This is a genomic window from uncultured Arthrobacter sp. (assembly GCF_964021775.1).
GTDB lineage: Bacteria > Actinomycetota > Actinomycetes > Actinomycetales > Micrococcaceae > Arthrobacter.
Genome location: NZ_CAXHZI010000007.1, coordinates 1 through 12,715 on the forward strand (window position 1 = coordinate 1; position 12,715 = coordinate 12,715).

The 12,715-nt window shown below is 67.4% G+C and carries 10 protein-coding genes; 3 read left to right on the forward strand and 7 right to left on the reverse strand.

Annotation, left to right across the window (positions count from 1 at the left end; genetic code table 11):
- Positions 1-298 precede the first annotated feature (298 nt).
- From ABIN76_RS08745 to ABIN76_RS08755, 3 genes are all read left to right on the forward strand, one after another.
- Complete coding sequence (locus ABIN76_RS08745) at positions 299-586, forward strand: HU family DNA-binding protein (protein WP_011776355.1); 288 nt, start codon at positions 299-301, stop codon at positions 584-586.
- A gap of 254 nt (positions 587-840) precedes the next feature.
- A complete protein-coding gene (locus ABIN76_RS08750; RefSeq protein ID WP_346959429.1) occupies positions 841-2,850 on the forward strand; it encodes a cytochrome c oxidase assembly protein in 2,010 nt (669 codons plus the stop codon).
- Positions 2,850-4,832: an NHL domain-containing thioredoxin family protein gene (locus ABIN76_RS08755; RefSeq protein ID WP_346959325.1), complete on the forward strand. Its 1,983-nt coding sequence runs from the start codon at positions 2,850-2,852 to the stop codon at positions 4,830-4,832. Before ABIN76_RS08750 ends, ABIN76_RS08755 begins: the two co-directional genes overlap by 1 nt.
- A 29-nt stretch (positions 4,833-4,861) precedes the next feature.
- On the opposite strand, the gene ABIN76_RS08760 is transcribed toward ABIN76_RS08755, so the two are convergent.
- The 7 genes from ABIN76_RS08760 to ABIN76_RS08790 all read right to left on the reverse strand — a co-directional run bounded on the left by ABIN76_RS08760 (position 4,862) and on the right by ABIN76_RS08790 (position 12,617).
- Positions 4,862-5,683 (reverse strand): HpcH/HpaI aldolase/citrate lyase family protein, encoded by an 822-nt coding sequence (locus tag ABIN76_RS08760; RefSeq protein WP_346959326.1) that lies wholly within the window; start codon positions 5,681-5,683, stop codon positions 4,862-4,864.
- On the reverse strand, positions 5,668-6,453 hold the full coding sequence (gene hpaH, locus ABIN76_RS08765; RefSeq protein ID WP_346959327.1) for a 2-oxo-hept-4-ene-1,7-dioate hydratase: 786 nt from the start codon (positions 6,451-6,453) through the stop codon (positions 5,668-5,670). Before hpaH ends, ABIN76_RS08760 begins: the two co-directional genes overlap by 16 nt.
- 2 nt (positions 6,454-6,455) lie before the next feature.
- Positions 6,456-7,562: a 3,4-dihydroxyphenylacetate 2,3-dioxygenase gene (gene hpaD / locus ABIN76_RS08770; protein ID WP_346959328.1), complete on the reverse strand. Its 1,107-nt coding sequence runs from the start codon at positions 7,560-7,562 to the stop codon at positions 6,456-6,458.
- A gap of 35 nt (positions 7,563-7,597) precedes the next feature.
- On the reverse strand, positions 7,598-9,112 hold the full coding sequence (hpaE, locus tag ABIN76_RS08775) for a 5-carboxymethyl-2-hydroxymuconate semialdehyde dehydrogenase (RefSeq protein ID WP_346959329.1): 1,515 nt from the start codon (positions 9,110-9,112) through the stop codon (positions 7,598-7,600).
- 10 nt (positions 9,113-9,122) lie between these two features.
- Complete coding sequence (locus ABIN76_RS08780) at positions 9,123-9,803, reverse strand: GntR family transcriptional regulator (protein WP_346959330.1); 681 nt, start codon at positions 9,801-9,803, stop codon at positions 9,123-9,125.
- Positions 9,800-11,284, reverse strand: coding sequence for a fumarylacetoacetate hydrolase family protein (locus ABIN76_RS08785; RefSeq protein WP_346959331.1), 1,485 nt, complete (start codon positions 11,282-11,284; stop codon positions 9,800-9,802). The genes ABIN76_RS08780 and ABIN76_RS08785 overlap by 4 nt, the downstream gene beginning before the upstream one ends.
- A gap of 340 nt (positions 11,285-11,624) precedes the next feature.
- A complete protein-coding gene (locus ABIN76_RS08790) occupies positions 11,625-12,617 on the reverse strand; it encodes a hypothetical protein (RefSeq protein WP_346959332.1) in 993 nt (330 codons plus the stop codon).
- Positions 12,618-12,715: the final 98 nt, after the last annotated feature.

Consider the following 12,715-nt stretch of genomic DNA (forward strand, 5'->3'; position numbering starts at 1 on the left):
AGGTCGAGAGCCTCCAACCACCAGGTTGGAGGCTCTCCCCCTTTAACCCCCAAACGACGCACCCGCAGCTGCGCGGGCTCGCTGCCGTGGGCCGGGGCGCTCCCCGCAGGATCGGGGCTTCCGCTGACGGCTGAAAAGGGCCTCGAAAGCCCCCGAAACCCGGATTTTTTCCCGAAAAAGGGCGAAAACACGCGGAATTTGCCGCCTCAAGGCCGCCAAGCTGGTAAGTTTTCGAAGAGTGGCTTGTACGCATGCCGCGTACAGGCTTCAGAAATTAGAACCGTCCAGGAGGACATAAATGGCTAAGAACCGTAGTGAACTTGTTGCAGAGGTAGCTGGCAAGGCCGGCACCAGCCAGGCAGCCGTCAACTCCGTGCTCGATGCACTGTTCGAGGTTTTCGAGACCTCTGTCGCCGCGGGCGAAAAGATCACCATCCCGGGCTGGCTCGCTGTCGAGCGCACCGACCGCGCCGCCCGCACCGGCCGCAACCCGCAGACCGGCGAGACCATCCAGATTGCCGCTGGCCACAGCGTCAAGCTGACCGCCGGCTCCAAGCTGAAGGCTGCAGTCGCCAAGAAGAAGTAGTCTTCTTCTCACGCTTGAAAGGAGCGGCAACCCGTTGGGTTGCCGCTCCTTTGCGTTAAGCGCCATCGGACGGATTCGGCGCGCAGGCGGCCGTAGCGGACAATGGAGTTGTGCCTTCAGCAGCAAAACCCCGAACCTCAGCAGCGCCCACCTCAACGGGGGGAGCGCTAGGCACCGGTGCCGGAACGCCGGGAATCTCCCGTCCCTGGCAGTTGGCCGGGCTGGCTGCGTTGTTCTTCGGGCTGGTGGCTGCGATGCTCTTCTCCGGGGCGGCAGGTGCCCGCGCGGTCTCGGATCCGGGAGCGCTGGTCCGCTGGGGGCTTCCCATCAGCAAGGCTGTCCACAACGTCTCCCTCGCCACCGTGATCGGCGGCCTCATTTTCGCCGTCGGAATCCTGCCGCGGAACCTCTCCGGCCGCCGGTCCAAGGACAAGGACGCCCCGGAACATCCCGCGTTCACCCGCGCACTGGCCATCGCCGCCGTCGCGGGCGTCACCTGGACGCTTTCTGCCGTCGCGGTGCTGGTGCTGAGCTACTCAGATATTGCGGGTCAGGCGGTTTCCGGGGACCCTGAATTCACCAAGTCCCTGGTCTACTTCATGACCGACATCGACACCGGGCGGGCTTGGCTGGCGGTGGTCATCATCGCCGCGGTAGCCACCACCGCCCTGTTCGGCGTCCGGTCGAGGGGAGCGCTTGCCCTCACCCTGGTCCTTGCCATGGCGGGACTGGTGCCGGCGGCGCTGATAGGCCACTCAGCCAGCTCGAACGACCACGAAGGCGCCATCAACTCCCTGGGCCTACACCTCGTGGGCGTCTCGGCCTGGGTGGGAGGCATCGTCGTCCTTGCCCTCCTCTCCGGTGTCCTGGCCGCAGCGCCGGCCCCCGGGGCCAAGGGCGCCCCGGACATTACCGAGCCCACCTTCCGCCGGTTCTCGTCCCTGGCCGGCTTCGCCTTCGCTTTGGTCTTCGCCTCCGGCGTGATCAACGCCAGCATCAGGGTCTCCAGCTGGGCCGACCTTTTCGGGTCCCCGTACGGCCAGCTCATCCTGGCCAAGACGGCAGCGGCACTGATCCTCGGCGGCATCGGTCTGATGCACCGGCGGTGGGTGATCCCGCAGCTGGGCGCCAAGGGTGCCGGCCTGTCCGCACGCCGGGTGCTGTGGCAGCTGGTACTCGTGGAGCTGCTGATCATGGGCGCGACGTCGGGAATCGCCGTCGCGCTGGGCCGTTCCGCGCCGCCGCAGCCCACCACGTTCGCCCCGGACGCGTCGCCGGCCTTCATCCTCTCCGGCTACGAACTGCCTCCGGAACTGACCCCGCAGCGCTGGCTCACCGAGTGGCGGCTCGACTGGCTCTGGGTCGCCGTCGCGGTCTTCGGCCTGGTGTCCTACTTCCTGGGCATCCGCAAGGTGCGCCGGCGCGGTGACTCCTGGTCCTGGTTCCGCACCGTCAACTGGGTGATCGGACTGGTGGTCCTCACCTACGTGACGTCCGGCCCGCCATCGGTCTACGGCCGGGTGCTGTTCTCCGCACACATGGTGGACCACATGGCGCTGACCATGGTGGCGCCCATTTTCCTGGTCCTGGGCGCGCCGGTCACGCTCGCGCTGCGGGCTCTGACCCCGCGGCAGGACAGCTCCCGCGGACCCCGGGAATGGCTGCTGGTCTTTGTGCACTCCAAGTTCTCGCAACTCGTCACGCACCCGCTGTTTGCCGCCGCAAACTTTGCCGGTTCCATTGTGCTGTTCTACTACTCGGACGCCTTCGGCTACGCCATGCGCGACCACGTGGGACACGAGCTGATGAACCTGCACTTCGCCCTGACCGGCTACATCTTCGTGCTGACCATGATCGGCACCGACCCGTTGCCCCGGCGGGCCCCGTACCCGATGCGGCTGCTGCTCCTGCTGGCCACCATGGGCTTCCACGCCTTCTTCGGTGTCGCCATTATGGGCGGCACCGGGCTGCTGGCCGCCGACTACTTCGGCAATCTGGGCCGGACCTGGGGCCCGTCGGCCCTGCTCGACCAGCAGATGGGCGGCGCGGTGGCCTGGGGGATCGGCGAAGTACCCACCCTGCTGGTGGCGATCGGCGTCGCGGTGATGTGGTCCCGCTCCGATGCGCGCGAGTCCAAACGCACCGACCGGGCAGCGGACAGGAATAACGACGCCGATCTCACCGCTTACAACGATATGTTTGCCCAGCTCGCACAACGCGACGCGAAGCTGGCAGAACGCAATTCAAAGCTGGAAGGACGCTGATGAGCGAAACCGTACGCACCCACCACCGGGTCCGGGCCTCCGAACTCGTAGGCCGGGGCTGGCTGAACACCGGCGGCAAATCCCTGGACCTTGAATCCCTCCGCGGCAAGATCGTGTTGCTGGATTTCTGGACCTTCTGCTGCATCAACTGCCTGCACGTCCTGGACGAACTGCGCCCGCTGGAGCAGCAGTACTCCGACGTCCTGGTGACGGTTGGCGTGCACTCGCCCAAGTTCGAGCACGAGGCGGATCCGGTCGCTCTGGCCGCCGCCGTGGAGCGGTACGAAATCCACCACCCGGTGCTGGACGACCCGGAACTGGACACCTGGAAGGCCTACACCGCCCGCGCGTGGCCCACCCTGGTGGTCATCGACCCCGAGGGCTACATCGTCGCGCACCTCTCCGGCGAAGGCCACGCGGACGGCCTGGCCGTCCTCATCCCCGAGCTGATTGCCGAGCACGAGGCGAAGGGCACCCTGCACCGCGGTGACGGCCCCTACGTGGCCCCGGAACCGACGTCGGGCACGCTGCGGTTCCCCGGCAAGGCCCTGTACCTTCCGGCCGGCCGCGGCGGTTCCGCCGCTGCGGGAGACGCCGGGCCGGAGTCCGACGCCGGCTCCTGGCTGGTCACCGACACCGGACACCACCGCCTGGTGGAGCTCTCCACCGACTTCCAGACCGTCTTGGGCACGTACGGGTCGGGGGAGAAGGGCTACGCCGACGGCGGCGCCGCGGACGCCCGCTTCAACGAACCGCAAGGCCTGGTGCTGTTGCCGGCGGATGTGGCCGCGAAGGCCGGGTACGACGTCGTGATCGCCGACTCGGTTAACCACCGGCTGCGCGGGCTCTCCCTCACGGACGGTACCGCCAGCACCCTCGCCGGGAACGGGGTGCAGCGGCTGCTCGAAACCGGTCCGGCCCGCGTGGACGAGGAGGGCGCCGCCTACGGCACCCGGCTCGAAGCGGACCCGCTGCAGGTCTCGCTGAGCTCGCCCTGGGACGTCGTCTGGTCCAGCAAGCTCAACGCCGTCGTGGTGGCCATGGCCGGCGTGCACCAGATCTTCAGCTTCGACCCGGTCACCGGAGCCGTATCCATCATCGCCGGGAACGGCCTCGAGGGGCTGCTCGACGGCCCGGCCGCGGAAGCCTGGTTCGCCCAGTCCTCAGGCCTCGCCGAAGACGCGGACGGCAATATCTGGGTCGCGGACTCGGAGACGTCGGCACTGCGCAAGCTCGTGATCTCCGACTCCGGCGCCATCACGGTCGAGTCGGCCGTCGGCAAGGGCCTGTTCGACTTCGGTTTCCGCGACGGCCCGGCCGCCGAGGCCCGGCTGCAGCACCCGCTGGGCGTGACGGTGCTGCCGGACGGCTCGGTGGCGATCGCGGACACCTATAACGGTGCGGTCCGCCGCTACGACCCGGCCTCGGGGACTGTGTCCACGCTCGCGCGCGGGCTGTCCGAACCCTCGGACGTCATCGTGGACCACACCCACGTGGCCGGCTCCGAGCCGCTGCTGGTGGTGGTCGAAGCGAACAAGCACCAGCTCGTCTACGTGCCCCTCCCCAAGGAAGCCCAGCAGGTGGACGAGGGAGCAGCGCAGACGCACCGGCCCAAGAGCCCCGTGGCTCCCGGGCTGCTGTCCCTGACGGTCCGGTTCACCGCCCCGACCGGGCAGAAGCTGGACGACCGCTGGGGCGACCCGACGCAACTGAAGATCTCATCCACCCCGCCGGAGCTTCTGGTGGCCGGCGGCGGGACCTCCGTGGGCCTGCTCCGCACCCTGGAACTTGCCTCGGACGTCCCCGAGGGCGTGCTGCACATTACTGCCCGCGCTGCGGCCTGCGACGGCCCCGCGGACGCGGATGGCGAGATCCCGGACCACGCGGCGTGCCACCTGTACCAGCAGGACTGGGGCATCCCCGTAGTGCTGCAGGCCCACGGTGACACCGAGCTGGTCCTGGACCTGCGCGGCATGGACTAAAGCGCCCGACTGCGCTGAGGAGAAGCGAATCAGTAGCTGTCGGGGGAGCCGCCGTCAGCGGGCTGGATGTATTGGGCGGCGAGGGCTTCGGAACCTCTTGCGAGAAGGGAGACGTCGGCGCCCACCAGAATGAAGTCGGCGCCGAGGCTGAGGTAGTGGAGAGCGGTGTCGGGGTTGAAGGCGTTGACGCCTGCCGGCTTGCCGGCCGCCGTGGCAGCGGACAGGCAGTGTTCGACGGCGGCCCGCACTTCGGGGTGTTCCTGCTGTCCCAGCAGACCCATGGACGCGGCGAGGTCTGAGGGCCCCAGGAAAATGGCGTCCACGCCGGCGACGGCCAGGATTGCCTCCACGGCCTCGACGGCCGCGACGGATTCAATCTGGACGGTGACGCTGACGGTGCCGGCAGCCCCGGCCAGATAACCCGGGACCCGGTTCCAGCGGGATGCGCGGGCCAGCGCGGAGCCCACGCCGCGGACTCCTTCGGGCGGGTAACGGGTGGCGGCCACGGCGGCCCGCGCCTCGGCAGCCGAGTTCACCATGGGGATCAGCAGGTTTTGGGCGCCGAGGTCCAGGTACTGCTTGATCAGCACGGTGTCGTTCACCGGAGGGCGGACCATCACCTGGACCGGGTAGCCATTCACGGCTTGGAGCTGGGCGAGGATGGACTCCAGGCCGTTGGGGCTGTGCTCGGCGTCGATCAGGAGCCAGTCCAGTCCGGAACCGGCGCAGATCTCCGCCACCAGAGGGCTGCCTGAGCACACCCACATCCCCGCCAGGGGGCGGGCGGCAGCGCCCGTTTGGTCGCGCAGGGCGTCCCGGAAGGTGGGACCGGGTTCTACTCGAAACGGCACGTGATGCTCCCCAGGGGTCCATAGTCGGCGTGGACGGTATCACCCTGGTAAACCCACAGGGGCCGGGTGAACGAGCCGGCCAGGATGATGTCCCCGGCCCTCATGCCGTCACCGTGCGCGGCAATCTTGTTTGCGAGCCAGTGGACCCCGGCGGCCGGGTGGTCCAGGACCCCTGCCGCCACGCCGGTTTCCTCGACGGTCTGGTTCTTGTAGAGGATGGCGGAGACCCAGCGCAGGTCCACGGCGTCGGGACGGACGGGAGTGCCGCCCACCACCATGGCGCCCATCGCCGCGTTGTCGGCGATGGTGTCCACGATGGTACGGCCCTCCATTTCGATCCTGGAGTCCAGGATCTCGAGGGCCGGCACCACGTAGTCGGTGGCGTTCAGGACGTCGAAGATGGTGCAACCGGGTCCGGACAAGTCCTTCTTCAGCACAAAAGCCAGCTCCACTTCCACGCGGGGGTGGGTATACCGGTCCCACTGCACCGCGCAACCGGTCTCGAGCACCATGTCATCGAAGATGGCGCCGTAGTCCGGTTCGGTGATGCCGGTGGCCGCCTGCATGGCCTTGGAAGTCAGGCCGATCTTGCGGCCCACCAGCTTCCGGCCGGCCTCCTCGTTGCGCCGGCGCCACAGCTGCTGCACGGCGTAGGAGTCCTCCACGGTCATGTCCGGGTAGCGGGCTGTCAGGCGGGCGACCGGTGTCCGGCTGCGGCCGGCTTCCAGCAATTCGTCGGCGATGGCCTCGATCGTCTTGGCGTCCAGCATGGCTACAGCTGCGCGCCGAGCTTGAAGCCGGTCTTGTCCCCGGTGTGGCCGTCCTCTTCCTTGCGGGTGTAGGAGAAGCCGTCGGCACCCACGGTCACGGCCATTTCGCTCTTTTCCTCGCGGACGACGACGGGTTGCGGGTTGCCGTCGAGGTCCAGCACCAGGGAAGCCTCGGTGTACCAGGACGGGACCACCGGGTTGCCCCACCAGTCGCGGCGCTGGTTGTCATGGACGTCCCAGGTGATGGTGGGGTTGTCCGGGTCGCCGGTGTAGTAGTCCTGGGTGTAGATCTCCACGCGGTGCCCGTCCGGGTCCAGGATGTAGAGGTAGAAGGCGTTGGAGACGCCGTGCCGTCCGGGGCCGCGTTCGATCCGGTCGCTGATGCGCAGGGCGCCCATCTTGTCGCAGATCTGGATGATGTTGTGCTTTTCGTGGGTGGCGAACGCGACGTGGTGCATGCGCGGGCCGTTGCCGCCGGTCAGGGCGGTGTCGTGCACGGTCTGCTTGCGGTGCATCCAGGCGGCGTAGGTGACGCCGTCGGAGTCCTGGATGTCCTCGGAGACCCGGAAGCCCAGATCCTCCAGGTACTTCCGGCCGCGGGGTACGTCGGGGGTCACCTGGTTGAAGTGGTCCAGCCGGACCAGCTCGCCGGCGGAGTAGAGGTCGTAGCGCTGGGTGAGGCGCTCCACGTGCTCCACCTCGTAGAAGAACTCGTAAGGGAAGCCCAGCGGGTCCTCCACCCGGACGGCGTCGCCGACCCCCTTGGTGAAGCCGTCCTTGCGGCGTTCGGTGCGGCAGCCCAGCTCCTTGTAGTACGCCTCGGCGGCGTCCACCTCGGCGGGGGACTTCACCCGGTACGCGAAGGCCGCGACGGCGGCGATGGGTCCCTTGCGGAGTACCAGGTTGTGGTGGATGAATTCCTCGAAGGAACGCAGGTAGATGGCGTTTTCGTCCTCTTCGGTGACGTGCAGGCCCAGGAGGTCCACGTAGAACTCGCGGGACTTGGCGAGGTCGGTGACCACGATCTCCATGTAGGCGCAGCGGACGATGTCCGGCGCCGGGACCGTGGGGGTGGGGACGAAGTTGTGCTGTGAAACTTGGTTGTTCATGGGAATCTCTCTTCGTTGAAAGGGGGTGAGCGCCGTTAGGCGCCGAACTTGGGGGTGTGGACGGTGCCGAGGGTAATGTGCACAGCCTGCTGGTCGGTGTAGAAATCGATCGAACGGTAGCCACCCTCGTGGCCCAAGCCGGAGGCCTTGACCCCGCCGAACGGAGTGCGCAGGTCCCGGACGTTGTGGCTGTTGAGCCAGACCATGCCCGCCTCGACGTTCTGCGAGAAGTTGTGCGCCCGCGTCAGGTTCTGCGTCCAGATGTAGGCGGCCAGCCCGTACTTGGTGTTGTTCGCCAAGGCGAGGGCTTCGTCGTCGCTGTCGAACGGGGTGATGGCAACGACGGGGCCGAAGATCTCCTCCTGGAAGATCCGCGCGTCCGGGGCGACGTCGGCGAACACCGTCGGGGCGATGTAGTTGCCCTCGGGCAAGTGCTCCGGACGTCCGCCGCCGGCAAGGAGCCGGCCCTCGGATTTGCCGATCTCCACGTAGGAGGCCACCTTCGCGTAGTGCTCCGGGTGGACCAGGGCGCCCACCTCTGTCTTGGGGTCGTGCGGGTCGCCGACCACGATGTTCTTCGCCCGGGCGGCGTACTTGTCGCAGAATTCCTCGTACACGGCGCGCTCCACCAGGATCCGGGAGCCCGCTGTGCAGCGCTCGCCGTTGAGTGAAAAGACCCCGAAGAGAGCGGAATCGATCGCGGCGTCGAGGTCGGCGTCGGCGAACACAACGCACGGGGACTTGCCGCCGAGTTCCATGGACAGGCCCTTGAGGTTGGCCGCGGCGTTGCGGAATATCGTCTGCCCCGTGGTGGTCTCGCCGGTGAAGGAGATCAGCGGGACGTCCGGGTGCTTCACGAGGGCGTCGCCGGCTTCCTCGCCCAGGCCGTTGACCAGATTGAACACGCCGTCGGGAAGGCCGGCGTCCTTGAAGATCTGCGCCCATAGCGAGGCGGAGAGCGGGGTGAACTCGGCCGGCTTGAGCACCACGGTGTTGCCGGTGGCCAGCGCGGGGGCGAGCTTCCAGGACTCCAGCATGAAGGGGGTGTTCCAGGGGGTGATGAGGCCGGCGACGCCGATCGGCTTGCGGTTGACGTAGTTGATCTGGGCGCCGGGGACCTTCATGGCGTCGTCGAACTGGGCCACGATCAGGTCCGCGAAGAAGCGGAAGTTTTCGGCCGCGCGGAGCGCCTGGCCCTTGGCCTGGGTGATGGGCAGGCCGGTGTCGAAGGTTTCGAGTTCGGCGAGGCGTGCTTCCTGGGCTTCGACGGCGTCGGCGATCTTGTTCAGGACGCGGGCGCGTTCGCGGGGCTTCATCTTCGGCCATGGGCCGTTGGTGAACGCGTCGCGGGCGGCGGAGACGGCGAGGTCGATGTCTTCCTTCTGCCCGGCCGCCGCGGTGGCGTAGTTGGTGTTGGATACCGGATCCAAGACGTTGAAGGTGGCCCCGCCCACGGAGTCAACGAACTCGCCGTTGATGTAGTGCTGGATGTGGGTGGGCAGGTCCTGCGGAATGTAGTGGGTGGTGGTAACAGGAGCAGTGAACGTCATTGTTGTCTTCCTAACTGTTGCTTTGGGCGAGGTACGCGTCCAGGGTGGCGGATCGGTGCAGGCGGGCGGACCGTTCGATCTCATCCGCTCCGGCGCCGGATTCGATGAGTTGCAGGAGCGTCTCGTGTTCGTCCACGGACTCGTGGGCGCGTCCGGGAACGAACCGGAATGTGGAGGACCGCAGCGACGCCAGCCGGTTCCAGCCCCGGTGGACCAAGTCCAGGATGTGCGGGTTGGGGCAGTGCTCGAACAGGACGCTGTGGAAGTCCTGGTTCAGCTGCGTGAACCGGACCGGATCGAAGTGTTTCAGGCAGTCGCGCATCTCGGCGTTCACGGCCCTGGCACGCGCCGCGTCCGCCGGCCCGATCAGCGGAGCCGAAAGGGCCGTGGCGGCACCCTCGATGATGCTCAGCGTCTGCATCGTGTAGAGGAATTCGGTGGGGTCGATGCCGGCGACAGTGGCACCGACGTTCCGTTCGAACTTCACCAGGCCTTCCGCCTCGAGCCGGCGGATGGCCTCGCGCACCGGCACCACGCTGACGCCCAGGTCCTCGGCGATCTTGGCGAGCACCAGCCGGTAGCCGGGGGAGTAGGCGCCTTCGACGATGCGGGTTTTGACGAAGGCGTAGGCCCGTTCGGATTTGCTGGTTGCGTGCGTGCCTGCGCCCGTGGCCGTTACTGTCTCGGTCATTGGGTTTTCCCCGCTTCCCATTCCTCGTACTTGCCGCGCCATGTGGCGTTCAGCGGGTAGAGGCCGTCCACGCTGTGGCCCTGCTGCACCATCTCGGCGATGAACGTTTCCTCACGCTCCTGCGCGATGGAATCGTCCGCGAGTTCATCGGCGAGGGCCGGCGGGATCACCAGGATGCCGTCGGAATCCGCCACGATGATGTCCCCTGGCTGCACGGTGGTGCCGCCGCAGGCGATGGTGATGTCCGTGTCCCATGGGATGTGCCGGCGGCCCAGGACCGCGGGGTGCGGGTTGGAATAGTAGGTGGGCATGTCCATCGCGGCCACGGCGGAGAAGTCGCGTACGCCGCCGTCGGTGATGATGGCGGCGGCTCCGCGGACCTGGGCGCGGAGGGCCAGGATGTCGCCGATGGTGCCCGTGCCCTTTTCGCCGCGGGCCTCCATGACGAGGATTTCCCCCTCGTTGACGGAGTCGATCGCCTTCTTCTGGGCGTTGAAACCGCCGCCGTGGGCCTTGAAGAGGTCTTCGCGGTTGGGTACGTAGCGCAGGGTCCGGGCCAGGCCGACAATGCGCTTGTCGGGGCGGGTGGAGGTGAGGCCGTCGATGCTGACGTTGTTCAGTCCGCGCTTGCGCAGCTGGGAGGACAGGGTGGCGGTGCAGACGCTTTCCAGCTTCGCTTTCAGCTCCGGGGACAGGACAGGAGCCGGCACCTCCGGTGCCAGAGCAGGAAGCCCTGCCGCTTCGCGGGAACCGTAGGCTTCCTCCCGCTGCAGGTCGTCCGTCTCGGGCCGGGCGCCGAAGTCCGCGAACGGCGTCGTGCCTTCCTCCACCCGGGTGACCAGCCGGCCGGTGGACAGGTCAGCGCTGCTGACCTCCACCTCGACGACGTCGCCCGGCGTGGCGACCGAGGCCCCGGCCGGGGTGCCGGTGAGGATGATGTCCCCTTCTTCGAGGGTGAGCAGCTGGGAGAGGTCGGCCACGAGCCGGGCGAACGGGAAGAGCAGGTCGTGGGTGGTGTCGTCCTGGACCAGTTCACCGTTGTGCCAGGTGCGGATCCGCAGTGCGGCGGGATCCACGGCATCCGCAGCGATCAGGCCCGGGCCCACGGGCGTGAAGCCGTCACCGCCCTTGGACCGGAGGTTGGAGCCCTTGTCCGCATAGCGGAGGTCGTACACGCCGAGGTCGTTGCTGGCCGTGACCCAACGGACGTGGCTCCAGGCGTCCTCGAGGCCCACGCGCCGGGAGGGCTTGCCGATGATCAAAGCGATTTCGCCCTCGTAGCCGAGGAGTTCGCAGCCGGCGGGACGCTCCACCGTCGAGGGTGCCTGCGCCGAACCGACCGTCAGGGAGGACGATGGCTTCAGGAAGTAGGAAGGCTGTTCCGGCGTACGGCCGCGCTGGGCTGCCCGGCTGGGGTAGTTGATATGTACCGCGATGACCTTGCGGGCCGCGGCCAGGGTGTGGTCGGTGACCTGTTCCAAGAATATCTCCTCATCGAGTACGAAATCATATACGATGACTATGGCGCAGAAGCTGCGGATCGTCAACCCCTTTAAAAAGCACTGGTGACCCGGGGTGTCAAAAGCACCCCGTGCTGACGCTCCTGCCCAGTTGCTGCTGACCGCACCTTCTTCGCGCACCCAGGATGCGCCGGAATGCCGCGGGTTCCCTGCGTGGAGGCGGGGTCGCGGGCCGGGTAACTGGGCAGCAGCGCTGCGCCCTGTGACACGGCTCGACGGCGGACGTCGTAGGTTCCCGTTGGGTAGTCCACTTCGAGGTGTGACTGCTGGGCGTAACGGCCGGCCGGTTTGGGCAGCGGCCCTAGTTGCTCAGCTGCGGAGTGAGCTTAACCGAGTCGCCGGCGATGTCCAGCCGGGTGGTGAAGCTGAAATCATGGACCGTGTTCAGCTCCGTGACCGCCCCGGTGAAGAGGTCCACCTGCCGTGCCTTGATCCTGGCCTTGCCGTCCAGCGGCGCGACAACCCAGCGGCCGCCGAAGGGCTCGATGCTGACGGCAGGGTAGTCGGCGATGCTCCAGTCGATGGTCCCGTCCACCACCCGGTTGTTGGTGGCGTGGTAGAACGGGCAGTCCGGCTGAAGCCGCTGCTGTTTGTCGGCCTGCGCCGCGCAGGTATCCAGGAACTCCTTGACCTTGGCGGTGACAGCGTCCTTGAGCCCCTCGGTGGCCTGGGTGAGCAGGTTCAACGGAGCCGAGGGCATGTCCCGGCTGGAAACCGTTGCCCGGGTCGCGGGGGCGGCGAAGAACTTGCCGTTCAAGGACGCCTCGTACTCACCGGGGTAGAACACGGCAAAGGTGTTCCGGCCGTTGGGCATGTTCACCGGAACGCCGTTAAGGGAGGCCTGGTTCGAGTTTACGACGGTGACATCCAGCACCGGGAGCGCGGCCGGAACGAAGGACCAGTCGTGGAAAAAGAGCCACTGCGTGCCGGAGCGCTGGAGCAGGAACTCGGTGTGCAGCCGGCTCCCGCCGAGGGTGTAATCAATCGGAACCATTACCTGGTTGCCGCCCCGGTCCTCCGCGTTGCCAAATTTCACATCCGAGATTCCCGCGGCCGCAGTCTTCAGCGCCTCGCCGTCCAGCATCGCGGGGTTGCTTTGCGGCACGGAGGCTTTCAGCAGGCCGAGGGCCTTCTCGCCTTCGCCCTTCTGCAGCGCGTCCAGATACTCGCGCACGGGCTGCTGGGGGCTGGCGATCGAATTGTTCACCAGATTGATGGCGACGACGGCGCCGGCCACGGCGAGCATCAGGCCCAACAGCCACACGGCTGCAATCCTGACCAACGCCTGACTCATCTGCACGTACCTTACGTTACCTGCACGCCCGTTGATTACCGGTCTCCGGGGCGCCTGCTGTGACGTGCACCATTACCGGCGGACGGCGGACGGCGGAC